Here is a 26,136-nt window from a genome sequence, read left to right as displayed (position 1 = left end):
ATGAAGTTCTTAGGATATGGTGATGATTAAACTTTTAAATAATGTTTATGATACATTGTCTCAGATCATAATAAGCCTTTAATGTGTTTATAGTTACTTTTAACTGTTTCCAAAACCTCATCCATTTTTCCGCCCAACATCAACTGAGCCATAGATTTCGTCATTCCTACGATCTGATCAAATTCAATTTTTGGAGGAAGCGCTAATGCATTAGGATTGGTAAAAATATTTAAAAGGTAAGGACCGTCATGATCCAGGCATTCTTTAATGGCATTCTCAACCTCTTCAGGTTTGTGCACATTTTTCCCAGGGTATCCCATAGCCTGTGCTACCAGTGCAAAGTCCGGATTGATCATATCTGTTTCATTATCCGGCATTCCGCCTACTTCCATTTCAAGCTTTACCATACCAAGGGTTCTGTTATTGAAAACAATTAGCTTTACCGGAAGTTTATATTGGAAAATGGTCGCCATATCGCCCAGCAACATTGATAAACCTCCATCACCACACATCGCAATTACCTGCTTTCCGGGATAAGCAAGTGATGCTCCGATAGCCATAGGCATTGCATTTGCCATTGATCCATGATTAAATGAACCTAGCATTTTTCTTTCCCCGGTCCCTGTAATAAATCTTGCACCCCAAACACAACACATCCCCGTATCTACTGTAAATATCGCATCTTTTTTTGCTAATCTATCTAAAGTATGGGTTACATATTCCGGCTGAATAGCGTCTTCTTTACCAAAGTCTTTGACGTATTCCATCTGATTTTCTTTTACCTTATCATAAAAAGCAAGTTGCTCATTGAGAAAATCTACATCATTTTTTTCTTTCAGCAAAGGAATCAAAGCCATAATGGTTTGCTTTATATCTCCCGCCAGCCCAAATTCAAGCTTCGCTCTTCGTCCTAATCGTTCTGGACTTTCGTCTATCTGAACAATTTTATTTTTTACCGGCATAAATTTCTGATACGGGAAGTCAGTCCCCAGAAGAATTACCAGATCAGCTTCGTACATCGCATGATAGGCGGAAGGAAATCCCAATAATCCTGTAAGCCCAATTTCATTAGGATTGTTTGGCTGAATTGCCATTTTCCCTCTGAAAGAATACCCTACTGGTGCTTTCAAGAGTCTGGAAAGCTCTACAACTTCTTTATTCGCTTCACCTGCTCCAATACCGCAATAAAGAGTTACTTTTTTACTTTCGTTAATAAGTGCTGCTAATTGTTTCAATTCATCATCAGAAGGTCTGATAATAGGATTGGTTTTAAAAATCTGCGCAGAGGTTGTTGCTTTTTCTGCTTCCATCTCGGAAACATCTCCCGGAAGCCCAATCACTGCTACACCTTTCTTAGAAATAGCATGCTGAATAGCAGTCTGCATAACCCTTTGTACCTGCTCTGGTCTTGTAATCATCTGATTGTAATGACTACAATCATCAAAAAGCTTTATCGTGTTGGTTTCCTGGAAATAATCCATTCCCATTTCATCACTGGGAATTGTAGATGCTATAACCAACATGGGAACATGAGATCTGTGTGCATCGTATACTCCATTGATAAGGTGAACATGACCTGGACCGGAACTTCCTGCGCATACCGCAAAGCCATCAAGTTCAGCTTCAGCGGCAGCGGCATAGGCTCCTACTTCTTCATGTCTCACATGAATCCATTTGATACTGCTTTTTTTAACTGCGGCATTGAGATGATTGAGACTGTCGCCTGTTACTGCATAAATTCTTTTCACATTGGCATTTTCGAGCATTTCTACAATTTGCTCTGCTATATTTTTAGCCATAATTAAATAAATTTGATGGTTATTTTTTATTTATCACAATTGAGATAAATTTCCTAACTCTATCAAATTTAACTAATTAATTGGAAATTCCGACAGGATTTATTATTAAAAAAATTGTAACTTTTATTGGATTTGAACAACTAGGTTTTATTTTAACTTAAAGCTTTCAGAGTAAAAAAAATAATACACGCTTTGCGTTTTTTCCTTTATAAATTTGCTATGTAGAGAAAGCATTATAGACTTAAAAAAAATAAAATTTGGCTTATTAATGACATACAAGTATTTTATATAAAAAAAAACGACCGCCCGAAAAGGACAGCCGCTCATTTATTATTTTATATTGCTTACATCACCACTTCAATCTGGTTTCTCAGTAAGTCTTCAAATTCATCTCTTTTTCGGATCAAATGAGCCTTACCATCAAGGAATAAAACTTCTGCAGGCTTTAATCGTGAATTGAAGTTTGAACTCATCTCAAAACCATAAGCTCCCGCATTGTGGAACGCAAGGATATCGCCTTCTCTCACTTCATTTAGCTTTCTGTCCCATGCAAATGTATCAGTTTCACAGATGTTTCCTACAACTGTGTAAATTCTTTCTGCTCCTTTTGGGTTGGAAAGGTTTTCAATCATATGGTAAGAATCATAGAACATCGGACGGATCAAGTGATTGAAGCCTGAATTTACTCCCACGAAAACAGTTGCCGTCGTTTGTTTGATTACATTCGCTTTTACTAAAAGATAACCACTTTTTCCAACTAAGAATTTCCCTGGTTCAAACCATAATTCAAATTTTCTACCTGTTGTTTTTGTGTATTCTCCTAAAACTTTTTCAACTTTTTTACCTAAAGTTTTAACGTCTGTTTCTTCTTCACTGTCTTGGTAAGGGATTTTAAAACCACTTCCCATATCCAGATATTTCAGGTTTGGAAAATGTTCAGCTAGTTCAAGCATGATATCCAAAGCCTGTAGAAAGACTTCCGGGTCTTTAATTTCACTTCCCGTATGCATGTGAAGCCCTTCCACATTCACATTTGTGCTTTTCATCACTCTTTCAATATGACGAAGCTGGTGAATGGAGATTCCGAATTTACTGTCGATGTGACCTGTTGAAATTTTATAGTTTCCACCTGCAAAGATATGCGGGTTGATTCTTACAAAAATCGGATAAGAATTTCCGTATTTATTCCCGAACTGCTCAAGGATAGAAATGTTATCAATGTTTATATGAACTCCAAAAGCCATTGCTTCCTCTATTTCAGCCAGATCAACACAGTTTGGAGTAAAGAGAATTTTTTCTTTCGGGAATCCTACCTTTAATCCAAGTTTAACCTCGTTTATAGACACACAATCCAAAGAAGCACCCAAGTTCTTGACATACTTAAGAATATTAATGTTCGTCAACGCCTTTGCAGCATAGAAGAACTTTGTATGTTTTAAAAAAGAAGATGTAAGTTTTTCATATTGAACTTTGATGGATTCTGCATCGTAAACATACACCGGTGTACCAAACTCATTGGCGATCTTTAATAATTCTTTTGAATTCATAATTTCATTTTAACATAAAAAAAGGCAGATTCTTCCAAGAAAGAGTCTGCCACATTAATTATTTTTTATGCAAGACAACTCTTTTAAATATTCCAAACCTTAGAGAACCTTACAGCTCCCTTTTTTCCAGTTTTAATTTGTTTAAAATTTTGCATTGCTTCTATTTATTTTTTACAAAAATACTATTTATTTTCCACTTTAAGATAATTGTTTTGGACAAGCACCTTATCTGTAACCTATAGATTTTCTATTATTTCGGTAATGGTAATGTCTCAAAATCTCCGCGGAGAAGTGCTAATTGTAATTCATTATTCAGATCCGATGAAGAAATGGGAAGGTCTATTTTTAGCTTAGCAAGTTTACTTAATGTTTGTATCTGCGTAAACAGTTCATAGAATCCAAAGGATATTACTTTTCCGTTTTCAATGATCAGGAATAGTTTTTCACCGAGCTTTCTTCCTGTTCCCAACCAAAGCTCATTTCTTTTTCTGAACTCAATTTTTTGTTTTAATACGGCTGCATCATTGTATTCTTCCTGAGTTCCAATAAACTGAACCGCCTTTGTTCCCTGAGTAAAAGATCGGAATTTAAGAATTGGTTTCTCTGTTTTATTGAGTGTATTCTTTTCAACAATATATTTATTGTTTCTGGAATATAATCCGAAAGGTAAAACTTCTTTTTTCTTAATATTTTTAGAATTAAGAATCAGTTTAGCAATAATATCTGTTCCGGTAAGTTCAAAATTGATCTGTTCTGAATCTTTCTGAACCTGTTCCCATTTTTTTGATTTGGAGTTGAAAACCTTTTTTGAAAATTTATTGATGTCCTGAACATAATCGGTAAAAATAATTCTTCCGGCTTCATCCTGGAAATACACGAATCCTTTATCGTTAGGAAGGTCCTGAGTCAGTTCTTTAATCTTATTGATGTAGGTTTTCGCATTGGTTTCATCGTGTTGCTTCTGGATGATCTCATTTTCAGTATCTTTTGATATTAAAAGTTTGAACAGCTCCAAAGTTGCTCTTGCGTCTCCATCTGCTCTGTGATGATTAGTTAATGGAATCCCTAATGATTTCACCAATTTACCTAATGAATAACTTACCTCATCAGGGATAAGTTTTTTAGCTAAAGGAATTGTATCTAAAGTATTGATTTTAAAATCATAACCAAGCCTTTTGAACGATTGACGGAGCATTCTGTAATCAAAATCGATATTATGCCCTACCAGTGTTGTATTTGCAGTAATTTCAATAACTCTTTTGGCTATTTCATGAAATTTCGGGGCAGTTTTCACCATTTTCGGGGTAATACTGGTCAATTTCTGAACGAAAGGAGTAATGTCTCCTTCCGGATTGACAAGAGATATAAATTGGTCCGTAATTTTCTGACCATCATATCTGTAGATGGCAATGTCTATAATGCACTCATTTCTATAACCTGCACCATTACTTTCTATGTCTATAATTGAATACATTGATTTTCCCGTTAACTACTGTTTTTATTAATTAAAATCTTAATTCTTTACTCTGATATTACTTCCCTATCAGTAAAGATAACCTGCTAAAGTAACAAAAAATATATCAAATATAGCAGGTAATCATAGATTATACTTCAATACTATCTTCTTCTGCCTCCCAGACCAAACATTCCAAGGATTGCCTTTGCTCCTTCTCTCATCAATGTATTGGTAAAAGTCCTTCCTGCCTTACTTTGTAATACCTGCTCAAACATCCCCGGTTCTTCTTTTACCGGTCTTGACCTTTGAGTAGACGTGGGATTCTGTGCCGCCTGCTCCATTCTGGCAGTTAATATTTCATAAGCAGACTCTCTGTCTATAGCCTTCTCATATTTAGCAACCATTGCTGATCTTGAAGTTAAATCTGTAACTTCTGTTTCACTCAGAACATCCATTCTGGATTCCGGAGAAATAAGATAAGTATGAACTAATGGTGTAGGAATACCTTTTTCATCTAAAGCTGTTACAAATGCTTCCCCAATTCCTAAATTCTGAATAAGGCTTGGAGCATTGTAGAACTCCGTTGTTGGATAGTTTTCAACGGCTTTTGTAATTTCTTTTTTATCTTTTGCTGTAAAGCCTCTCAACGCATGCTGAATTTTCAGACCTAACTGAGATAAAACACTTTCAGGGACATCTCCTGGGATCTGTGTGATAAAGTAAATTCCCACTCCTTTGGAACGGATCAGTTTTACCATTGTTTCAATCTGAGAAAGAAGAGCTTTTGAAGCTTCGTCAAAAAGCAAATGAGCTTCATCTATAAATAATACCAGTTTTGGTTTTCCGCTGTCTCCTTCTTCCGGAAATGTCATGTAGATTTCCGCAAAAAGCGAAAGCATAAAGGTAGAGAACAATTGAGGTTTATTCTGAATATCTGATACTCTCATGATATTAACAACACCCTTGCCATCTCTTTTCTCCAGTAAATCCTGAACATCAAAGCTCAATTCACCGAAGAAGTCTGCCGCTCCCTGCTGTTCTAATGCAACAATTGATCTTAAGATCGCTCCCAATGAAGCCGGAGCTATTGATCCGTAGTTGGCTGCAAGCTCTGCTTTTCCCTGAGCGTTATCTGTTACATATTGCAATACTTTTTTCAAATCATTAAGATCAATCAAAGGAAGTCCTTTATCATCACAATATTTGAATACAATAGACATGATACTTTGCTGGGTATCGTTAAGCTGAAGGATCTTGCTTAATAAAACAGGACCAAATTCAGTCACCGTAGCTCTTAATTTCACTCCTTTTCCACCGGAAATACTCATGAGTTCTACCGGAAAGCCTTGTGGAGTGTATGGAAGCTGTGTTTTTGCATATCTTTCTTCAATGATGGAATTCATTTGCCCTGCTTCAGCAATTCCGGAGAAATCTCCTTTAATATCGAGAACTAATGATGGAATTCCCTGATGAGAAAGCTGTTCTGCGAAAACCTGTAATGTTTTTGTCTTTCCTGTTCCGGTAGCTCCGGCAATAAGCCCGTGACGATTGATTGTTTTCAAAGGAATAGTAACGTTCACTTCTGTAACGACTTCACCATCCAGCATTCCTTTTCCTAATATAATATGATCTCCCTTAGGAGTGTATTTTGCATTTAATTCTTCAATAAATTGTGCTTTATCTGCCATCTGATCACTTTTTTTAAACTTATAAATATACAAGGTTTTTGTAAAATATTTAATCACTGAACCAATATTATACCTTTAAGTTCTGTTTTTATGTTTAATAAATTAATGTTTATTTTAGCTATTAAAAATAATGCCATATGCGATTATCCATGATGCTATTTAAAAAAAATTTAATCATAGCTTTCTCTCTTTTATTTACTGTTATTTTTTCCCAAGAACGCAAAAGACCTGTAACTCTATCCATTAAAGGAGATTTTACTCAACCTGCCACTTCAGTAATATTCCCTGAATTCTGGGCTGGTTTTCAAAGAGAAAGCATACAATCTTATGATCCTCAGAATAAACATATTGTTGTAAGCTATGTACAGCAAATAACTAAAAAGAACAAAACGACTCTTACATTATATTTATATCCTAAAAAAATTGTTGACAATCAATTACTGAGAGACAATTTTGAAGCTTATCATTATGTTCTTTATCAAAACTCCAATAAGAAAACCAATCTGAAACCTTCTTTCGGGAGTCTTTCCAATGATAATGCAAAGGTAAATTATGCCTACTCAATATTTGATCATGCACTAGGTGAACGAGATTTTTTCAAAGGAGTAAAGTTTACGGATAAAAGCTCACTTCTTGCCATTTATGAATGTGGAACATGGGATTTTAAAACAAGAGTATCAAGTGATAATATGACGAAAGCTCAGATTGCAGAATTGAAAGAAAAAGTTGAAAACTACTTTGGTATATTAGACATTGCTGCTAAAAACCCCCTTCCAATAGAGAACGTTCCGGATCTAAGATTATCTCCTATTGTAAAAAGAGATTCCATGATGACCAAAGCAACTATTGCTGCTGCTGAAGCTAAAATAGAATGGATGAAAAACAACCTTGAAAAGAAAGAAGTCATGACGGGATTCAATGATATGAAAATTGATTCTGAAGTATATTCTATTGAGAAAATGATAGAATTCTATAAGGCTCATGAAAATGACTGGACAATGCAGGAAAGTACTAAAAACTACTTTAGTGAAATGATCAGAATCGCAGACAACGGAAGAATCAAAGATTACATCTATGATAAATACAAAGGCTTAATTGATTATCAAGAAGGCGAAGGTAAAGAAGAAGATTACAACCAGTTCAAAATAGACAAAGTAATTTCTACCACTACTAATGAAATTCTTTATTCATTATTTTACAAAACACAGTAAATAAACTACTTATAAAGCCTATTTCATTTACCAAACATGATATAAAACAGCATTTGTATTTTGACCTTATGTAAGGCATTCTTTTTGCTGAAAACAAAACATATTAAACATTTGTTTAATGTAAGTATTGAAAGAAACTATCAATGGAATTTAACATTTCATTTAGAATTTATCTAATACTTTGTATCTTTAACTATTAAAAAAATACCCAATGAAAATTGAACAAATATATACGGGATGTCTGGCTCAGGGTGCCTATTATATTGTATCAGAAAATGAAGCTGTCATTATAGATCCTCTTAGAGAAGTGAAACCTTATCTGGATCGTCTGGAAAAAGACAATGTCACTTTAAAATATATTTTTGAAACCCACTTCCATGCGGATTTTGTATCAGGACATTTGGATCTGAGCAAAAAAACAGGAGCTCCTATTGTATACGGACCTACTGCAGCACCGGAATTTGATGCTATCATTGCGGAAGACAATCAGGTTTTTGAAATTGGAAAAATAAAAATAAAAGTACTTCATACTCCAGGGCATACCATGGAAAGCAGCACTTACCTTTTAATAGGTGAAAACGGTACTGAAACGGCAATTTTCACAGGAGACACTTTATTTTTAGGAGATGTCGGAAGACCGGATCTTGCTCAAAAGGCTACAAATCTTACTCAGGAAGACCTTGCCGGCATTCTGTATGACAGTCTTCAGACTAAGATCATGCCTTTAGATGACAGCATTACTGTTTATCCTGCTCACGGTGCAGGTTCTGCATGTGGAAAAAATATGCAAAAGGAAACGGTAGACATTTTAGGAAACCAGAAAAGAACAAATTACGCGCTTAATCAGCCGGATAAGGAGACTTTTGTAAAGGAAGTACTTGACGGGCTGACTGCTCCACCAAAATATTTCGGAATGAATGTAGCCTTAAACAAAGGTGGTTATGAAAGTCTGGATGTAGTAATGAACAAAGGATTACAACCAGTATCTCCGGAAGATTTCGAAGCTTTGGCAGAAGAATCAGGAGCTTTAATTCTTGACACGAGAGGGGCTGCGGATTTCCATAAAGGTTTTGTTCCCAACTCCATTAATATTGGATTAAAAGGAGATTTTGCCCCTTGGGTAGGAACATTAATTGTAGATGTAAAGCATCCTTTATTATTAATTACAGATGAAGGAACCGAAGAAGAAGTCATTATCAGATTAAGCAGAGTAGGTTTTGATAATGTTGTAGGATATCTGAAAGGAGGTTTTGAAGCATGGAAAAATGCAGGAAAAGAAACAGATGAAGTGAAAAGAATTTCTCCCGCTGAGTTTGCAGAACAGTTTACAACCGATGCAAAAGTAATTGATGTTAGAAAACTGACAGAATATTCTGCAGAGCATATTGACAACGCTTATAACAGACCTTTGGATTCAATAAGTGACTGGGCTCGCAATCTTGATGACTCTGAACATTTCTTCCTTCACTGTGCAGGTGGATACAGAAGTATGATCGCAGCAAGCATCCTTAATTCACACGGAATCAGAAACTTTACTGAAATAGAAGGAGGTTTTAACGGAATCAAAAAGACAGAGAAACTCCCAACCACTGACTTTGTTTGTCAATCCAAAACGTCTTAAGATCATGAAAATCAATTTCTTTGGATTTGCCCTAGCATCATTATTGGCATTAAGTGCCTGTAAAACAAATCATACACAGACAGTAGCAAAAGCTAACATCAAGGAAGTCGTAACCAGTTCCGATGTAACTTTAGTTGACGTTAGAATTCCTGAACAATATGCTGCAGGAACAGCAAAAAATGCTATTAATATCCCTTTAGCAGAAATTCAAAATAATATTGAAACGCTGAAAGGTAAAAAGGTAGTGGTTTTCTGCAATAAAGGCGTACAGGCAGATCAGGCAATGGACATCCTAAAGAAAAACGGAGTGGAAGCCTATGATGGAACAAGTTGGAAAAACGTAAAAGGCATTCAGGACGAAGCCAATAAAAAGTAAATTAATAACCCAATTATATGTCACAAAAATTTCAGGAAATCATCAATTCCGAAAGACCGGTACTCATTGACTTTTTTGCCACTTGGTGCCAGCCCTGCAAGGTTCAATCTTCGGTTTTAAATACTGTAAAAGAAAATATTGGCGAAGGAGCCAGAATTATAAAGGTAGATGTAGACCAGTATCCAGCTCTTGCTGCACAATACGGAGTAAGAGGTGTTCCTACATTAGCAGTTTTCAAAAATGGAGAACTTCTATGGAAGGAAAGTGGAGTGCATGATGTCAACACATTAACCAATCTGCTGCAACAATATATATAAGATTAAAATAAGGCTGAATATCAATGATACTCAGCCTTATTTTTATCAATCAATTGAAAAATGATCCCTGTCGTTTAAAAACTGGAAGTGTGTTCTAAAATCTTTCAGTTCATTCATATCCAGCTGAGCGGATACAATATTTCCTTTTTTATCTGAAATCTCTCTACCGTCAGCAAAGAAACAGTGAGAACTTTCCTGATACAATAAATTGTTTCCATCCGTTCCTATTCTGTTTAAACCAAAAACGAAAGACAGATTTTCAATAGCTCTTGCTTTTAAAAGATGTTCCCAGGCTCCCACTCTCTTTTCGGGCCAGTTTGCAACGTATAAAACAGCATCATAATCATCATTATTCCTTGCAAAAACAGGAAAACGAAGATCATAACAAACCTGAAGAAGAAACCTTACCTCCTGATATTCAACAACTACACGTTCCTTTCCCGGAGTATACACTTTATCTTCCCCTGAAAAGGAAAACAAATGTCTTTTATCATAAAAAGTAACCTCACCTGTTGGTTTTACAAAATACATCCTATTATAAAAATTACCATTTTCTTCTACGGGAGCACTTCCACAGAATGCTGCATTTTTCTCTTTCGATATTTTCTTTAAAAATTCCAGAGATTCTTCATTTCTGTCCGAAACCTCTGCTGCTTCCATACAAAAACCAGTAGAAAACATCTCAGGAAGAAGAAACAGATCTGCATTAAGATCCTGAAGCTCATTCTCTATTATTTTAAAATTCTCAGCTTTATTTTTCCAGACAATATCTAGATTAAGTCCTACAATCTTCATCTTTTTTACTTTTTTATTATTCCAAATCTGTTGTATAAAAATACGGCTTTTATGTTTACTGGAGAAAGAGAGCTTATAATTCTTAATATTTATTAAAGTCTGCTATTTTTGTAGTATTCAATACGTTTCGGTTCTATTTTTGATACAGGTATTTTTTATTAATATCATTAAAAATTAAAAAAATTTATGAAGAAATTGGTTTTTATGGTGATGATATTCTTTTTCGGTGTTACAGCTCATGCTCAGGCATGGACAGGAAAAGGAGATCAGAAAGTTCAATTGGGATTAAGCGCTTGGGGATATGGAACAGGTATTACAGGTACTTACGATTATGGGCTTAACAAGCTTATATCTGTAGGAGCTGGACTTAACGGTTATTTCAGCAATTACAAAAATAATGACAAAGACAATCGTGTATTTGTTTTCGGAAGATTGAACTTTCACTTACAGGAAGCATTGAGCCTACCTGCAAAACTGGACATTTATCCTGGTGTAGACGTTGGAGTTCTTGGAAAAGATTTTGGAATAGGTGCTCATATCGGCGCAAGATACTTCTTTACAGAAAGAATTGGGGTATTTGCAGAGGTAGGTAATAACGGAAGTCTTGGAGTTTCATTCAATTTATAATCAAATAGTCCTTAAATATGACAAAGCTTCTCGTTTCGAGGGGCTTTTTTATTTGGCATAGTTTTGATAATTGTTACCTTTGCAAATTAAAATCTAAAATTTATTAATGGAAATAGCAATCAAACTCTTTCAGTTCATTCTGAGTATCTCTATACTTGTAGTTCTTCATGAGCTTGGGCACTTCTTACCAGCCATATGGTTTAAAACAAGAGCTGAAAAATTCTTCCTTTTCTTTGATCCTTATTTTTCAATTTTCTCTATGAAGAAAGTTAACGGAAAATGGAGATATAAATTTTTCTCTCAAAACCAGCCTGATACCGAAGTAAAAGAGGTAAACGGAAAAAAGGAAGAAGTTCCTATCGATATATCTAAACTTTCTGACGACGATTGGAGAAAATATCCTGAACAAACCAAATACGGAATCGGATGGCTTCCTTTCGGAGGCTACGTAAAGATTGCCGGAATGGTAGACGAGAGCATGGATACAGCTCAAATGAAAAAACCAGCTGAGCCATGGGAATTCAGATCAAAACCAGCTTGGCAGAGACTAATCATCATGTTGGGAGGTGTTACCGTAAACTTTTTCCTTGCATGGATCATATTCTCTGCATTAGTAGGAAAGAATGGTGAAAACATTTTTGAAGCTGATAAGATCACAACACCTCTTCATTATACTGAAGCGGCTAAGAAAATGGGCTTCCAGGATGGAGATAAAATATTGAAAGTTGACGGAAAAGTTCAGAAAGACTTCAAGAAACTTGCGTTAGATGTTCTATTAAGTGATGAGATCACAGTTTCAAGAAATGGAAAAGAGGTTACTTTCCCTACCAATGATGACGGAAAAGTAATAGCATTCAACGATCCTGAGCCAAGAGCATTCTTAACACCTAGAATGACTCCTATCATTGATACTATCGTTACAAAATCTACTATTGATGCAGGTTTAAAGGTGGGTGATAAAATCCTTGCCATTAACGGGACTCCTATTACTTATTATGACGAGCTTAAGCCTCTTGTTGTTCCTAACGCAGGAAAGACTGTTGATTTCAAAGTAGCAAGAAACAACGAAATAACTGATTTACAAATCCCAGTTTCGAAGGAAGGAACCATTGGTGTTTTATCTTATAAAGAAATTGAAAAATATAATGTTCATAGTGATTATACATTCTTCGGAGCAATCTCAAGAGGTTTTACACTTACGATTGAGAGTTTAACATACCAGATCAAGCAGTTTAAATTAATCTTCAACAAAAAAGTTCAGGGTTATAAAAAAGTAGGCGGTCCTATCGCTATCGTGAAAAACATGCCGGTAGACAGAGACGCTACAGGTAATGTTTCGATCAATTGGTCTGCCTTCTGGGGCTTTACTGCAATGTTCTCCGTATGGTTGGCATTCCTTAACCTTATTCCTATTCCAGGGCTTGATGGTGGGCACGTTTTATTTACATTGTATGAAATTGTTGTAGGTAAACCGGTTCCTCAAAAAGTACTGGAAAACGCACAGATGGTAGGAGTTATCTTCCTGTTAGGCTTGATGTTACTAATTTTCGGAAGTGATATTTTTAAAATGATCACCGGAGGTTTATAATTTTTTTGAAAAAATTTCTTAAAAATATTTGCAGGGTATAAATATTCGTCCTATATTTGCACCACTTAAAACAAAGGACATTCCTCCTTAGCTCAGTTGGTTAGAGCATCTGACTGTTAATCAGAGGGTCGCTGGTTCGAGCCCAGCAGGAGGAGCAAAAAAGACTTACAGAAATGTAAGTCTTTTTTTATTTCTTTAACCTAGCCTATTCTTTTATCACATGGAAGACTAAGATATTTTTAACTTTTACGAAGTTATCGCATCATTTAATAAAGAAATTTCGAAAACTCTTTATTAACTTGCATACATATCAAATTATTCCATGAAAAGAATTTTTATTTCATTATTAGCAGCCTTTGCTAGTATTCAAGTCTCTGCACAGGAGAAATCATATTTTTTATCAACCCCTTCTTTAAGTCCCAATGGAAAAACAGCTTATTTCACTTATGACGGAGATATCTGGAAAGTAGATTCCAATGGAGGAAATGCTTCCAGAATAACAGCTTTAGATGGAGAGGAAACCAACCCACGCCTTTCTCCTGATGGCAAATGGCTTGCATTCAGTTCTAATCAGTACGGTAACTATGACGTTTATGTAATGCCTTCTGAAGGAGGAACAATAAAACAATTAACCTTCCATACCGGAAAAGATGATATGGAAAACTGGGGATGGGATAACAAAACCATATACTTTACATCAAACAGAAATAACAATTTCGGGAGTTTTAAAACCACAATTGAAGGAAAAACTCCACAGAAATTATTCAACAATTACTTTAACAACACCAACGGACTTGCTGAAACACCAGCCGGAGAATATCTTTTTACAAGCTCTTCAGAAAGCGCTAATCAGGTACACCGTAAACGTTATAAAGGCGCTAACAATCCTGATATTTTAGGCTATAATCCCAAAACCAATGCCTACACGCAACATACTAACTATGAAGGAAAGGATTTTAATCCAAGTGTAGATAAAAATGGTATCATTTATTTTATTTCTGATGAGAATAATAACGAATACAATCTTTATAAAATAGAAAACGGTAAAAAGACCGCATTAACACAGTTTGATACTTCTATCAAAAAGCCTTTCGTAGCCGCAAACGGATCTAAGGTTATATTTGAAAAAGACTATCAGCTTTATATTTATGATACGGCTACCAAAAATACTACTCTTCTCAATGTAAATCTTAATACAAACAAAACATTAGAAAAAGACCAAAATTTCAGTGCAGAAAATAACATCTCTTATTATGATGTTTCTCCTGATGGCAAAAAAATGGCATTTGTAAGCCGTGGAATTTTGTTTGTTTCAGATGTTGAGGGCAAATTCACACAACAGGTTTCTGATGGGAAAGAGCGCGTCATGGAAGCAAAATGGCTGAAGGATAACCGCACATTACTTTTTAACCAAACTGATAAAGGCTATCAAAACTGGTTTACGATATCTGCAGATGGAAAAGGACAACTAAAACAGCTAACAAATGACCTTCGAAATAACCGCAGCATCACTCTTAATAACGATCTTTCAAAAGCTGTTTATTTGAGTGGAAGAGATGAAGTAAGATTACTGGATTTAAAGAACCTCAACTCTACCACCATTGTAAAAGACGAAATCTGGGCATTTCAAAACTCAAGACCATCTTTCTCTCCGAATAATGAATATGTATTATTCTCCGCAAAAAGGAATTTCGAGCTTGATATTTTTATTCATAATATTAAAAAAGGAGAGACTATAAACCTTACCAATACTGGTGTTTCCGAAGAAGATCCTACATGGTCTCCCAACGGAAAATATATTTATTTTGCTAGTGACAGGACAAACCCTTCCTATCCTTTAGGAATGCAGAAATCCAATATTTACAGAATGGCTTTAGATTGGTTTGACGAACCTTACAAATCTGAGAAATTCGACAAGCTTTTCGTAGAAGAGAAAAAGGAAACAAAATCCGACAAAGAAGAAAAAGACAAGAAGAATAAAAAGGGCAAAAAGGAGGATGACAAAGACAAAAAAGAAGAGAAAGAGCCTGTAATCAAAGAATTGAAAGTAAATCCTGAAAACAGCCTTGAAAGAATAGAATTAGTTACTGACCGATATGGATACCAGGATGATCCTATGGTTTTCAATGATGATAAAAAAGAAATCCTTCTGTTTAATTCTAATCAAGACAACGGAAAACAACAATTATTCAAAAAAGTATTCACTGATTTCGAGCCTGCAAAGTCTGAAAAAGTTTTTGATAAAGCAGCTTATTATATCACCAAAAATGATAAAAACTTATTTGCATTAATAGAAGGTAATATCTATAAGACGGCAATTTCAGCATTAAAGCCGGAAAAGATTAATATTCAGTATACCTTTAACAAGAATCTTGCTTCCGAATTTACACAGATGTATGACGAAACATGGACAGGCGTGGAGGAAAACTTCTACGATGAAAAATTCCATGGGATCGACTGGAAAGAAAAAAAAGAACAGTATGCTAAATATCTTCCGTATGTAAACAGCAGAAATGATCTGCGAATTTTACTGAATGATCTTTTGGGAGAGCTTAATTCTTCACACATTGGATTTTCTTCAAACGGAAAAGAGGAAAGTACTTATTTGAATTATTTCACGAATGAAACCGGGATTATCTTTAAAAAAGACGCTCCTTATATCGTTGAAAGTATTGTTCGAAAATCACCTGCATTCCGCTCTGGTGTAGATATTAAACCAGGAGATGAATTGACTTCAGTTAACGGGAAAGCTATTGATCCTAAAGAAAACAATGAAATTTATTTCACCACTCCTAAAAAACAGGATGAACTCACATTGGTCTTTAACCGTAGTGGAAAAAATATCACTACCAAAGTACACCCGATCTCCACTACTGAGCTAAAAGGGTTGCTTTATGATGATTGGATCTTTAATAACCGCCAACGTGTTAATAAGCTTAGTAATAACAGAATTGCTTATTCTTACATGAAAAACATGTCTACGGATGAGCTTGACCGCTTCCTTTTGGATATGGTAGAGCAGGAAAATAAAAAAGATGCTGTTATCCTCGACCTTCGTTTTAATACGGGAGGAAATGTTCATGATAAAGTTCTTAATTTCCTCGCACAAAAACCTTATCTGCAATGGAAGTATCGTGAGGGAAAAATGACAGCTCAGCCTAATTTTGCACCTTCCGGGAAGCCTATTGTTCTACTTATCAACGAAGGTTCATTAAGTGATGCGGAAATGACAGCAGCCGGATTTAAAGCGCTGAAATTAGGGAAAATCATTGGACAGGAAACCTATCGCTGGATTATTTTCACATCAGGGAAAAGTCTTGTAGATGGTTCATTCTATAGACTTCCTTCTTGGGGAACTTATACACTGGATGGACAGAATCTTGAAAAGACCGGTGTAAAACCAGATATTTATGTTAAGAATACGTTTCTCGACAGACAAAGTGATAATGATCCACAACTGGAAAGAGCCATTCAGGAAATACTCAAAGATTTGAAGAAGTAAAAAATAATAAAATATCAGCTCCTGAAATAACGACTTCTTGTATCGTTATTTCAGAGCCGGATATTTTTTTTAAATTCACAGGCTGTATTTCAATAAAAACAGATGAAGATGATCTAAAAAAGTAAAATATTTCTTATTGAATTTCAATACCTTTCCTAAAAAAACGTCTAAAACAAAGGATAAAACTTGCTTCGTACGGATATTCATATTATATTTGCACCACTTAAAACAAAGGAAATTCCTCCTTAGCTCAGTTGGTTAGAGCATCTGACTGTTAATCAGAGGGTCGCTGGTTCGAGCCCAGCAGGAGGAGCAAAAAAGACTTACAGAAATTTGAGTCTTTTTTTATTTTTACATTTCTCAAAACTCTATTACAAAGCAATTTTAAATAATTCATTTTTTCACAAAGATCATTACAAAGTCTTTATTCAACATCATCATAAAAAAATAGATTATTCAAGCAATTTTATATGCAAAACCAACAACTTTTCAAAGGTATATTAATTGACTGATATCATTTATTTTAAGCTAAATGAAACACTAATAATTTTTTCCATCATCGTAGTACTATTTTTGTTAAATTTGCCGTTTTAGAAAGAACTATATTTTTTTATTTTTTTATATATTTTTTTAAAAACTGCATACTTTTTGTTTATGCTAATTGCCTGAAGAAACGAATGATGTTAAACAAGAACTCAAAAAAACACTATTTTTTATTTTTTTTCCTGACTTTTACAAGTATTGTATACGCTCAAAATAAAGCCAGCGGAAGAATTGTTGATTCCAAAAACAAAGAACTTAGTAAAGTTGATATCTTTATCAATGACAATACAACCCCCTCCCTTACAACAACATCGGGAAATTTCAGTATTCAGTCGGACAGCATTATTCATAAACTAAAGTTTTCCAGAAAAAACTTTACTCCGGAAACGATGGAAATCACTCCTGAAAATGCAGAAAATATTTTCGTACAGCTTTCTCAGGCAAAAGTCAGCGACATTCAGGAAATCGTTTTGAAAGGAGGAAAAACGAAATACAAAAACAAAAAAGAAAACCCAGCCTATGCTATCATGCAAAAAGTATGGGCACAAAAAAGAAATAGCGGACTTCAAAAGTTCGATACTTATTCATATAAAGAATACGAAAAGATTGAATATGATCTGAACAATATAGACAGCACATTCATGAAGAAAAAAATCTTTAACAAACTGGATTTCATCTTCACGTATGCAGATTCTACAGCAAGCGGCAGGCTTGGGCTTCCTATATTCCTAAATGAAGCTGTTTATGAAAATTACGGCAAAAATAAACCTAGTACTGACAGCAAGAGAACTTTGATTGCACAGAAGACTTCGGGTTTTCAGGACAACCAGGTAATTACTGTTTCTGCTAAAAATTTATATCGTGATATTAATATTTACGACAACACTCTAAATTACTTTGATATTGGATTTCAAAGTCCCGCAGGAGCTGATGGTTTCGGAACCTATGATTATACCTTGGTAGATACCATTTCCATTCGTGGAGAAAAGGCTTTTCATATCAAATATCAGCCTAAAAGAAAAGATGTACTAGCATTCCAGGGGAATCTTTATATTGATACCGATAATTATGCAGTAGTAGGAGCAACATTAAGATCCACACAGAAGATTAATGTCAACTTCGTCAACAGTGTTTATACTCAATTAGAGTATGATAACCCCGATGATGCAACATTCCTCCCTAAAAAGCTTGTCACAGAGTTTGAAATGAGCCCTTTTTCAAAGAAAAAAGGTTCTAAAAGTATTATCGCTAAAAGATCGGTTGATTACTCCAATTATGAATTCAATAAACCTCTAGATCCGAATGTTTTTAAACGTAAGGAAGAGGAATACGAAGATAAGTTCACAGACAGAGATGAAGCGTATTGGACAAAAGCAAGACCTGACAGCTTATCCAAATCAGAGCAAGGAGTCTATAATATGCTTGATCAGTTACAGCAGACTCCAAAATTCAACCGAATGGTGAAGTTATTCGAGACACTTGGCTCTCGTTATTACAACGCATTTAAAGGAGTGGATTTAGGTCCTATCTTTTCAATATACGGAAGAAATGATGTAGAAGGAGACAGAATCAGAATCGGAGCAAGATCATATTTTGGATTGAATGACCCTTGGAGAGTTCAGTTTTATACCGCTTATGGATTTAAAGATCAACAAGTTAAATATGGTATTGAAGCCCGTTATATGTTCAACAGGCTTAACCGATTCATGATCGGAGCTGGAACCAGCAGAGATATCGTTCAGCTTGGAGGACAGCTTACTTCCGGTGACGGAGTTACATCACGTACTTTGTCTTCAAGCACATTCTTTGCAAGAGGAGAAAATATTTCCTTAAGTTCCGTTAATCAGACCAGTGTGTTTGCTGCTATTGAACCTTGGAAAAACATTCAATTCAGAGTAGACGGGGTAATGCAAAGCATAAAATCTGCTATTCCTGAGAAATTCAATCTTATGTATTATCAGGACGGAAACCTAAGGAAAACCGTTAATGATTCTCATGTAACTTTTAGTATTATAGCAAAACCTGGAGCTAAATTTTCCCAAACCGGGATAGACAGATATCAGGCTAGAAATCTTGCTCCAACTATTGTTTTAAGATATACAAGAGGTATTGAAGGCTTATTTAATGCAGATTACAATTATGACAAGCTGCAGTTCATGTTCTACAAACCGTTTTTACTTGGGACTTTAGGAAAAACGGTTGTTAATTTTGAAGCTGGAAAGAACTTTAATACCGTTCCGTTAGCATTACAGAATATTATTCCTGCAAACCTTTCTTATGGTTTAGCTCCAAATACATTCTCTCAGCTTAACTATTATGAATTTGTTGCAGATGCCTATACCACTCTTCACTTAGAGCATCATTTTAATGGAAAGATTCTTTCTTATATTCCTTTGATAAAAAAATTAAAGTTTAGAGAAGTTGCCTTTATCAGAGCTGCTTATGGAACTTTAAGTGATGCTTCTAAAGCAATCAACGTAGAAGGGTATAAATATTCAGCTCCTAGTGAGCATATTTATTATGAATATGGATTTGGGATCGAGAACATTGGCATTGGTAACCTTAGACTGTTTAGAGTAGATTTTAACTGGCGAGGAAATTACCTTGACAGACCTGATATTTCAAAATTTGGAGTAAAAGCAGGTATTCAGGTAGGATTTTAAAAAACAAACATATATAAAACCGGGCGGCTTCTTCGAAGCCGCCCGGTTTTATTATATTCAGAATCAGATTAACAAGCACAAGGTACAATTTCTTCCATTGCATTTGGACAATATTCCTGCTGCCAGCGGGTAAGTCCACACCATTGGATGCATGTTGACGCCAAAAAATCAGGGCACATATAATCACTTCCTCCTTTGATGGACTTCAGCTGTATTTTTGTAATTTTCTTAAGGTTTCTCATAGCAATAATTATTAAATACACTCACAAGGCTCTTCAAAGATATTATTCGGGCAGTGCAGTTTTTGCCATGAGGCCCATCTGCACCATGCATTACAAGTACTTGCTACCGGAGGACAGTTTTGTGCTCCGCCATTAATTTCTTTTAAATTCTTTTTTGTCAGCTTCTTAAGGTTTTTCATAGTTATTTGTTTTAATTTGTTGCCTACTCTACATGCTTTTCGGCTTTCGCAATTAATTTGTTACTTGATTGCTAACAAATATATAAATATTTCACTACCATAAGAATATTTATAAAAATTTAACTTTAAACCAACAAAAAAGCCTCAACAAATGTTGAGGCTGTAATTTTTATAACGCTTACAATTATGCGTTTGGTTCTACAGATACAAAAGATCTGTTGTTTGCTTTCTTTCTGAAAACTACTTTACCATCTACTAGTGCGAACAAAGTGTGATCTTTACCGATACCAACGTTGTCACCTGGGTGGTGTTGAGTACCTCTTTGTCTAACAATGATGTTTCCGGCAATAGCTTCTTGTCCTCCGAAAATCTTCACACCTAATCTTTTAGAGTGCGATTCTCTACCGTTCTTGGAACTACCAACTCCTTTCTTGTGTGCCATTTTATTTTAAGGTTTTTTGGTTTATAAATTATTCTGCGCTTTCAGCTTCAACTTTCTTAGTTGTTTTCTTAGCTGTTTTTTTAGCTCCGTCAAATCCTGTAATACCAGTAATTTGAATTTGAGTTAAAGATTGTCTGTGACCGTTTTTCACTTTGTAACCTTTTCTTCTTTTCTTTTTGAAAACGATTACTTTATCAGCTTTTACGTGGTCTAGGATCTCTGCTTCTACAGTGATTCCGCTTACAGCTGGGGCGCCAACAGTGATTGAACCGTTTACGGTAAGAAGAACTTTATCGAAAGATACTTTTCCTCCTTTGTCTCCTTTTAAACGGTTTACAAACAACTTCTGGTCTTGTTCAACTTTGTATTGAAGCCCTGCTATTTCTACAATTGCAAACATTGTTTATAAATTTTTAGTTATTTCGAGGTGCAAATATACAATTTAATTTCTAATTAACTTACAATCAAAGCTATATTTTTTCAATTAAAATCCTATTCACTATGTTTTGAATAATTTTTTATAATAAAGTGTTCATATATAAGAGATAATTTTATAACTTCGTTTCACCAACTAAATTATTTATATGAAAAAAAACTTTAATCTCTGCTTAATTGCAGGCGCCATTGCTGGTTCATTCCTGACAGCATGTAGTGATGACAAAATGGAAGACACTGTTCTCCCTCAACAAGAAACACTTAATGCCAAGATTGATCAACCTGGAGATCTGGAAAAAATCTGCTACTATGTAGATAATAATTGGAATTCTACTGCTGTATTGAAAACCTCTCTTCAGAATTCTACTGACACCAACTTCATGAATGCTCAAATGACTAAAATTGCAGGTCTTTGGGGAAGAAGCAATCCTACATTACGATTTGTAGATGACCCATCCAATTACAACTCCACGTATAATGCTATTTCCTATTCCACAGGAAAAATCTATTACGGATACGCAATCTATTATGATGCAAAATCTAAAGGTGGAGACATCGTAAATGCTATGATCCTTGCTCATGAATATGGACACCAACTACAATATATCTTCGGACTTCCTTCTGTAACAGAAAATACAGCAAGACCGAACGAGTTGGAAGCAGACGGTTTTGCAGGATATTATCTAAGAAGACCTAATGGCTACAATAAAACTAATTTCTCTGAAATTGCTGCTGCCTATGAGTTTGCGCAAAGCATCGGTGACTATCAGACAAACAGCCCGGGACACCATGGTACACCAGCACAAAGAAGATCTGCAGTACGTTTAGGATTCTTACTGGGGCAATATGATCTTAATGCTTCGAACTTCGACTATAACTTCTTCTATTATTACCAAGGCGTTCTTAACGGAACTTACAAAATGGCTAAGAACACTGTAAGCCCGGAAATTGATGCTTATATGAGTAAATATATAGATGAGCTGAGAAAAATTCAAACTGGAGAAATTTCTGCGGAAGAATTTAAAAACTTAAAATAAGGAAACATTCATTTTTAGCATATTTAAGAAAGGAGGCAGACAATTATGTTCTGTCTCTTTTTGCGTATTTGAAAAATAACAGAAGTTTTATTTACTTTTGACCCACAACTCAACATCATGAACAGAGACCTCTACATTGATTTCGCCAAAGGGCTGGCAACACTCTCTATCATCTTTATCCATACGGCTTTCTGGTCTGGACAGTTCTATATTCCAGCAGAAGTTAGAGTATTCTCTCTGGTTTTTGATGTGGCACTTTTTTATGCTTTAAGTGGAATTACCTCCGGAGCTAATATTGAAAAAACACTATACAGACTCTTAAAGTTACAGATTACATACATGATTTTTGTGACCTTCCTATTCTTTTTAGATTATTTCTTTAAAGTTTTCGGCTTAACCTTCTTTTCCTTGGAGTGGCTTCAGAGTTTCTATTCAACATTTGGTTCAAAATATTCAACAACCAGCATTTCAGATGTTCCACAATGGCAGAATCTGGGTAATTGGTATCTTCATCAATACACCAATGCTGATACATTTCCTGTAGTGATGGGTAGCTTCTGGTATTTGAAAGTATATTATATTCTTACGGTTTTTGGAGTTCTGATCTTACGATTTTTCCCAAAACACATCAATTGGTTTATAGGATTATGCATTTGTTTAACACTAATATTCAATATCTTCCCAGAATATTATCCTGCCGGACAGGTTGGATATGTAGCATTCTATCTGGCTGTATTTTTAATTGGAAATAAAATGCGCGGGAAAAAGATTCCTACCAAGATCATCCCTGTCCTGTATGCACTTGTTGCTGTTGCCCTGGGATGGATGTTCTGGTATTATGGAACAGAGATCTTTTATAAAATCAATAAAAATAAATTCCCCCCGAAAATACCTTATATCATCTGGACGTTCTTCTCCCTGACAACATTATTTGTCCTTTACAACAGATTGAAGATCACAAAAGAAAACTTTATCACTCATATTGGTAAAAATGCAATTTTCTTCTACTTTGCACAGGGAATAAGTTCTTCGTTAGTCTATTTTCTGGTTGTTCCTTTAAAGGAAAATATGCCTTGGTGGGTTTTAATGATCCTTATTTATGTTATTAATATTGGGTTAGCATTTATCATTTCAGCAGGATTGAAAAAAGTAGATGCTTCAGGTTGGAAGATTTTAGAATTTCTACGAAGAAAAACAGCAGTTGATCGCTAATGATTTAAGAGCATATAATTGGTAAATACAATAGAAATAAGCTTTGTGGTTATATAAAACTCAACAGAAATAAAATTCTATCCCATTGAAAGCACCAAATATGTCTAATTTGTTTTAAATTTACAAAAATTTTACAACATGTTTAAGTTGAAACTACCTACCGACCCAAGGTGGGCAAATATTGCAGAAGGAAACATTGGAGAAATTTTAACAGATCATGCGTGGTGCGAACAAAAAGCAGCTACCAATGCTATAGGTCTGATCACTATGCTTCCGGAATATCCTGAAATTGTGACTGAACTTCTTGCTATCGCACAGGAAGAGCTTGACCATTTTAATCAGGTTCATGAGATTATCAAGAAAAGAGGTTATACATTCGGGAGAGCCAGAAAAGATGATTACGTTAATGAACTGGCAAAATTTATCATTCAGGGAAGCAGAGAAGATCTTATTGTAGACAAAATGCTTTTTGCAGCAATGATTGAAGCAAGAAGCTGTGAAAGATTCAAAGTTTTGACAGAAAACATTAAAGATGAGGAGCTTAAAGTTTTTTACCGAGAACTGATGATTTCAGAAGCCAACCATTATACGACTTTCATTGGGTTTGCAAGGGAGCTTGGAGATACTGATAAGGTAAGCGAACGTTGGGAAGAATGGTTAGAATATGAAGCTAACATTATTAAATCCTACGGAAACAAAGAAACCATCCACGGTTAAAATATAAAACAGTAAAGAATAAACGTTGAAGAAACCTAGCTTTGAAAGTATTGCCAATTCATTTCTGAAAAACTTTTTTCAGGGATTGGTTATTATTGGTCCTATCGGACTGACTATTTTTGTGATCTGGTATATTGTCAGTGCTATTGACAACCTTGTACCATCACTTGCAAAGCAGCTTCCCGGGCTTGTATTCGTATCAACAATATTACTTACTGCTATTTTAGGGTATCTGGGAAATAAATTTGTAGTTGGAAGGTTCTTTTTCGATACTATGGACAGTCTCCTGGAAAAAACACCGGGAGTAAAACACATTTACACTCCTACCAAAGACGTCATGTCTTCATTTGTGGGCGACAAGAAAAAATTCAACGATCCTGTATGGGTAAAAACCAATGAAAATCCTGAAATATGGAGAATCGGTTTTTTAACTCAAAAAGAAATGTCGGACGTTGACAAGCATAATTACGTTGCGGTATATTTACCCCATTCCTATGCAATTTCAGGATGGGTAATTGTTACTGAAGAAAAAAACATCAAACCTGTAGTGGGGATGACTGCTGCTTCGGCAATGAAGTTCGCAGTAAGCGGCGGTGTAGCCGGATTCCATTCTGATGAAAATATATTTAAAGCACCGGAATAATTCCCTTTCCACTTTAGATGTACATTGATGAATTTGAAAATTATTTTCAAACAGATTTTTCTTTTACACACAATTTAAAAACATACCAACCCATGAATTTACCGTACGCGGAGCCTTTCCGCATCAAAATGGTGGAGGAAATCCGCCAATCCACAAGGGAAGAAAGAGAGCAATGGCTGAAAGAAGCGAATTACAATCTTTTCAACTTAAAATCTTCTCAAGTTTTTATTGACCTTTTAACAGATTCCGGAACCGGCGCTATGTCTGACAGACAATGGGGTGCCTTAATGACGGGAGATGAAAGCTATGCCGGATCACGTTCATTTGAACAGCTACAGAATACTGTTGAAAGAATTACCGGATTCAAATATTTATTACCAACCCACCAGGGAAGAGCTGCCGAAAACGTACTTTTCTCCGTATTGGTAAAAGAAGGAGATGTAGTCCCAGGTAACTCACACTTTGACACCACAAAAGGACACATCGAATTCAGAAAAGCACATGCTATCGACTGTACAATCGACGAAGCTTTTGACATCAATGACCTTCACCCTTTCAAAGGAAATATCAACCTTGAAAAACTGGAAGAAGTTTATAAAAGTCACCCCAAAGAAAACATTCCTTTCTGTCTGATTACCATTACTTGTAATTCTTCAGGAGGACAACCTGTTTCTTTGGAAAACATGAAAGCCGTGAAAGCCCTTTCCGATCAATATGGAATTCCTGTATTTTTTGATTCGGCTAGATTTGCAGAAAACGCTTATTTCATCAAGAAAAGAGAGCAAGGACAGGAAAACAGAACCATTAAGGACATCTGTAAAGAAATTTTCTCTTATGGAGACGGAATGACGATGAGTTCTAAAAAAGATGGTCTTGTAAACATCGGAGGCTTTATTGCACTGAACAATGAAGAGGTTTTCAGAAAGGCATCCAATTTTACGATCATCTATGAAGGATTCATTACTTATGGCGGAATGGCTGGAAGAGATATGGCTGCATTAGCAGTAGGTCTTGATGAAGCTACAGAATTCGCTTATCTTGAAAGCAGAATATCTCAGGTAGAATATCTTGGAAATAAACTGATTGAGTATGGAATTCCGGTTCAAAAACCAATCGGAGGACATGCTGTTTTCATTGATTCTTTGAATTTCCTTCCGAATGTTTCCCGCGAAGAATATCCTGCACAGACTTTAGGTCTTGAAATTTACAAAGAAGCAGGAATCAGAACAGTAGAGATAGGAACTTTACTAGCGGACAGAGATCCTGAGACCAGACAAAACCGTTATCCGAAACTGGAGCTGGTACGTCTGGCTATTCCTAGAAGAACGTATACCAACAACCATATGGATTATATTGCAGCTGCAATCAAAAACGTATATGAAAGACGTGAAGAAGTAGCAAAAGGATATAAGATCACCTGGGAACCAGAAATATTAAGACACTTTACCGTGCAGCTTGAAAAAGCCTAGACACATAAAACCGGAATTCATTTCCGG

Annotated in this window: 21 protein-coding genes, 2 tRNA genes and 1 pseudogene; 15 read left to right on the top strand and 9 right to left on the bottom strand. The window is 35.3% G+C overall.

The window, feature by feature from the left end:
- Positions 1–65: 65 nt before the first annotated feature.
- From BW983_RS17430 to BW983_RS17415, 4 genes are all read right to left on the bottom strand, one after another.
- Positions 66–1,799, bottom strand: coding sequence for a thiamine pyrophosphate-dependent enzyme (locus BW983_RS17430; RefSeq protein ID WP_076553166.1), 1,734 nt, complete (start codon positions 1,797–1,799; stop codon positions 66–68).
- Positions 1,800–2,143: 344 nt separating this feature from the next.
- On the bottom strand, positions 2,144–3,346 hold the full coding sequence (gene lysA, locus BW983_RS17425) for a diaminopimelate decarboxylase (protein WP_185114366.1): 1,203 nt from the start codon (positions 3,344–3,346) through the stop codon (positions 2,144–2,146).
- Between the two features lie 250 nt (positions 3,347–3,596).
- Complete coding sequence (locus BW983_RS17420) at positions 3,597–4,820, bottom strand: 3'-5' exonuclease (RefSeq protein ID WP_076553165.1); 1,224 nt, start codon at positions 4,818–4,820, stop codon at positions 3,597–3,599.
- Positions 4,821–4,963: 143 nt separating this feature from the next.
- Positions 4,964–6,490 (bottom strand): helicase HerA-like domain-containing protein, encoded by a 1,527-nt coding sequence (locus BW983_RS17415; protein ID WP_076553164.1) that lies wholly within the window; start codon positions 6,488–6,490, stop codon positions 4,964–4,966.
- Positions 6,491–6,627: 137 nt separating this feature from the next.
- Here BW983_RS17415 and BW983_RS17410 point away from each other — a divergent pair, with 137 nt between their 5' ends.
- The 4 genes from BW983_RS17410 (at position 6,628) to BW983_RS17395 (ending at position 10,015) form a co-directional block, all read left to right on the top strand.
- Positions 6,628–7,701, top strand: a complete 1,074-nt coding sequence (locus BW983_RS17410; RefSeq protein ID WP_139329310.1) for a hypothetical protein — start codon at positions 6,628–6,630, stop codon at positions 7,699–7,701.
- 211 nt (positions 7,702–7,912) lie between these two features.
- Entirely contained in the window at positions 7,913–9,322 is a 1,410-nt protein-coding gene (locus BW983_RS17405; RefSeq protein ID WP_076553162.1) for an MBL fold metallo-hydrolase, read from the top strand.
- A 4-nt stretch (positions 9,323–9,326) separates the two neighbouring features.
- Positions 9,327–9,698 carry a rhodanese-like domain-containing protein gene (locus tag BW983_RS17400; protein ID WP_076553161.1) on the top strand — a complete coding sequence of 124 codons (372 nt, stop codon included), beginning with the start codon at positions 9,327–9,329 and terminating at the stop codon, positions 9,696–9,698.
- 17 nt (positions 9,699–9,715) lie between these two features.
- Positions 9,716–10,015 carry a thioredoxin family protein gene (locus BW983_RS17395; RefSeq protein ID WP_065396340.1) on the top strand — a complete coding sequence of 100 codons (300 nt, stop codon included), beginning with the start codon at positions 9,716–9,718 and terminating at the stop codon, positions 10,013–10,015.
- Between the two features lie 45 nt (positions 10,016–10,060).
- On the opposite strand, the gene BW983_RS17390 is transcribed toward BW983_RS17395, so the two are convergent.
- On the bottom strand, positions 10,061–10,810 hold the full coding sequence (locus BW983_RS17390; RefSeq protein WP_076553160.1) for a nitrilase-related carbon-nitrogen hydrolase: 750 nt from the start codon (positions 10,808–10,810) through the stop codon (positions 10,061–10,063).
- A gap of 186 nt (positions 10,811–10,996) precedes the next feature.
- On the opposite strand from BW983_RS17390, the gene BW983_RS17385 reads away from it, so the two are divergent.
- The 6 genes from BW983_RS17385 to BW983_RS17360 all read left to right on the top strand — a co-directional run bounded on the left by BW983_RS17385 (position 10,997) and on the right by BW983_RS17360 (position 19,733).
- On the top strand, positions 10,997–11,437 hold the full coding sequence (locus BW983_RS17385; RefSeq protein WP_065396338.1) for a DUF6646 family protein: 441 nt from the start codon (positions 10,997–10,999) through the stop codon (positions 11,435–11,437).
- A 106-nt stretch (positions 11,438–11,543) separates the two neighbouring features.
- A complete protein-coding gene (gene rseP, locus BW983_RS17380; RefSeq protein ID WP_076553159.1) occupies positions 11,544–13,025 on the top strand; it encodes an RIP metalloprotease RseP in 1,482 nt (493 codons plus the stop codon).
- A gap of 81 nt (positions 13,026–13,106) precedes the next feature.
- Positions 13,107–13,180 (top strand) — tRNA-Asn (locus BW983_RS17375).
- 167 nt (positions 13,181–13,347) lie between these two features.
- Positions 13,348–16,527 (top strand): S41 family peptidase, encoded by a 3,180-nt coding sequence (locus BW983_RS17370; protein WP_076553158.1) that lies wholly within the window; start codon positions 13,348–13,350, stop codon positions 16,525–16,527.
- Between the two features lie 239 nt (positions 16,528–16,766).
- A tRNA-Asn gene (locus tag BW983_RS17365) sits at positions 16,767–16,840 on the top strand.
- Between the two features lie 364 nt (positions 16,841–17,204).
- Positions 17,205–19,733 carry a DUF5686 family protein gene (locus BW983_RS17360; protein ID WP_228409032.1) on the top strand — a complete coding sequence of 843 codons (2,529 nt, stop codon included), beginning with the start codon at positions 17,205–17,207 and terminating at the stop codon, positions 19,731–19,733.
- A 68-nt stretch (positions 19,734–19,801) separates the two neighbouring features.
- Here the strand turns inward: BW983_RS17360 and BW983_RS24160 are convergent, their stop codons facing one another.
- The 4 genes and pseudogenes from BW983_RS24160 to rplU all read right to left on the bottom strand — a co-directional run.
- Positions 19,802–19,975: a bacteriocin-like protein gene (locus tag BW983_RS24160; protein WP_167370007.1), complete on the bottom strand. Its 174-nt coding sequence runs from the start codon at positions 19,973–19,975 to the stop codon at positions 19,802–19,804.
- An 11-nt stretch (positions 19,976–19,986) separates the two neighbouring features.
- Positions 19,987–20,154 carry a bacteriocin-like protein gene (locus tag BW983_RS24155; protein ID WP_167370006.1) on the bottom strand — a complete coding sequence of 56 codons (168 nt, stop codon included), beginning with the start codon at positions 20,152–20,154 and terminating at the stop codon, positions 19,987–19,989.
- Positions 20,155–20,338: 184 nt separating this feature from the next.
- Positions 20,339–20,596, bottom strand: coding sequence for a 50S ribosomal protein L27 (gene rpmA, locus BW983_RS17355; protein ID WP_002984034.1), 258 nt, complete (start codon positions 20,594–20,596; stop codon positions 20,339–20,341).
- 34 nt (positions 20,597–20,630) lie between these two features.
- Positions 20,631–20,996 (bottom strand): annotated as a pseudogene (gene rplU, locus BW983_RS17350) (50S ribosomal protein L21); the annotation flags it as partial.
- 184 nt (positions 20,997–21,180) lie between these two features.
- Between rplU and BW983_RS17345 the strand changes: the two are divergent.
- From BW983_RS17345 to BW983_RS17325, 5 genes are all read left to right on the top strand, one after another.
- A complete protein-coding gene (locus BW983_RS17345) occupies positions 21,181–22,068 on the top strand; it encodes a neutral zinc metallopeptidase (RefSeq protein ID WP_076553157.1) in 888 nt (295 codons plus the stop codon).
- A 117-nt stretch (positions 22,069–22,185) separates the two neighbouring features.
- Positions 22,186–23,280, top strand: coding sequence for an acyltransferase family protein (locus tag BW983_RS17340; protein ID WP_076553156.1), 1,095 nt, complete (start codon positions 22,186–22,188; stop codon positions 23,278–23,280).
- A 138-nt stretch (positions 23,281–23,418) separates the two neighbouring features.
- On the top strand, positions 23,419–23,997 hold the full coding sequence (gene miaE / locus BW983_RS17335) for a MiaE family protein (RefSeq protein WP_076553155.1): 579 nt from the start codon (positions 23,419–23,421) through the stop codon (positions 23,995–23,997).
- Positions 23,998–24,022: 25 nt separating this feature from the next.
- Entirely contained in the window at positions 24,023–24,640 is a 618-nt protein-coding gene (locus tag BW983_RS17330; RefSeq protein WP_076553154.1) for a DUF502 domain-containing protein, read from the top strand.
- 92 nt (positions 24,641–24,732) lie between these two features.
- The gene (locus tag BW983_RS17325; protein WP_065396301.1) at positions 24,733–26,109 is read left to right on the top strand and encodes a tryptophanase; all 1,377 of its coding nucleotides are present in this window, start codon (positions 24,733–24,735) and stop codon (positions 26,107–26,109) included.
- Positions 26,110–26,136: the final 27 nt, after the last annotated feature.

The organism is Chryseobacterium ureilyticum, assembly GCF_900156735.1.
GTDB lineage: Bacteria > Bacteroidota > Bacteroidia > Flavobacteriales > Weeksellaceae > Chryseobacterium > Chryseobacterium ureilyticum.
Note: the sequence above shows the minus strand (reverse complement) of the source record. Positions and strands in the feature narration are given on the sequence as shown.

What these genes read in the sequence shown, in the direction of transcription:
- BW983_RS17430 (WP_076553166.1), bottom strand. Translation starts at nt 1,799, where the DNA reads ATGGCTAAAAATATAGCAGAGCAAATTGTAGAAATGCTCGAAAATGCC.
- lysA (WP_185114366.1), bottom strand. Translation starts at nt 3,346, where the DNA reads ATGAATTCAAAAGAATTATTAAAGATCGCCAATGAGTTTGGTACACCG.
- BW983_RS17420 (WP_076553165.1), bottom strand. Translation starts at nt 4,820, where the DNA reads ATGTATTCAATTATAGACATAGAAAGTAATGGTGCAGGTTATAGAAAT.
- BW983_RS17415 (WP_076553164.1), bottom strand. Translation starts at nt 6,490, where the DNA reads ATGGCAGATAAAGCACAATTTATTGAAGAATTAAATGCAAAATACACT.
- BW983_RS17410 (WP_139329310.1), top strand. Translation starts at nt 6,628, where the DNA reads ATGCGATTATCCATGATGCTATTTAAAAAAAATTTAATCATAGCTTTC.
- BW983_RS17405 (WP_076553162.1), top strand. Translation starts at nt 7,913, where the DNA reads ATGAAAATTGAACAAATATATACGGGATGTCTGGCTCAGGGTGCCTAT.
- BW983_RS17400 (WP_076553161.1), top strand. Translation starts at nt 9,327, where the DNA reads ATGAAAATCAATTTCTTTGGATTTGCCCTAGCATCATTATTGGCATTA.
- BW983_RS17395 (WP_065396340.1), top strand. Translation starts at nt 9,716, where the DNA reads ATGTCACAAAAATTTCAGGAAATCATCAATTCCGAAAGACCGGTACTC.
- BW983_RS17390 (WP_076553160.1), bottom strand. Translation starts at nt 10,810, where the DNA reads ATGAAGATTGTAGGACTTAATCTAGATATTGTCTGGAAAAATAAAGCT.
- BW983_RS17385 (WP_065396338.1), top strand. Translation starts at nt 10,997, where the DNA reads ATGAAGAAATTGGTTTTTATGGTGATGATATTCTTTTTCGGTGTTACA.
- rseP (WP_076553159.1), top strand. Translation starts at nt 11,544, where the DNA reads ATGGAAATAGCAATCAAACTCTTTCAGTTCATTCTGAGTATCTCTATA.
- BW983_RS17370 (WP_076553158.1), top strand. Translation starts at nt 13,348, where the DNA reads ATGAAAAGAATTTTTATTTCATTATTAGCAGCCTTTGCTAGTATTCAA.
- BW983_RS17360 (WP_228409032.1), top strand. Translation starts at nt 17,205, where the DNA reads ATGATGTTAAACAAGAACTCAAAAAAACACTATTTTTTATTTTTTTTC.
- BW983_RS24160 (WP_167370007.1), bottom strand. Translation starts at nt 19,975, where the DNA reads ATGAGAAACCTTAAGAAAATTACAAAAATACAGCTGAAGTCCATCAAA.
- BW983_RS24155 (WP_167370006.1), bottom strand. Translation starts at nt 20,154, where the DNA reads ATGAAAAACCTTAAGAAGCTGACAAAAAAGAATTTAAAAGAAATTAAT.
- rpmA (WP_002984034.1), bottom strand. Translation starts at nt 20,596, where the DNA reads ATGGCACACAAGAAAGGAGTTGGTAGTTCCAAGAACGGTAGAGAATCG.
- BW983_RS17345 (WP_076553157.1), top strand. Translation starts at nt 21,181, where the DNA reads ATGAAAAAAAACTTTAATCTCTGCTTAATTGCAGGCGCCATTGCTGGT.
- BW983_RS17340 (WP_076553156.1), top strand. Translation starts at nt 22,186, where the DNA reads ATGAACAGAGACCTCTACATTGATTTCGCCAAAGGGCTGGCAACACTC.
- miaE (WP_076553155.1), top strand. Translation starts at nt 23,419, where the DNA reads ATGTTTAAGTTGAAACTACCTACCGACCCAAGGTGGGCAAATATTGCA.
- BW983_RS17325 (WP_065396301.1), top strand. Translation starts at nt 24,733, where the DNA reads ATGAATTTACCGTACGCGGAGCCTTTCCGCATCAAAATGGTGGAGGAA.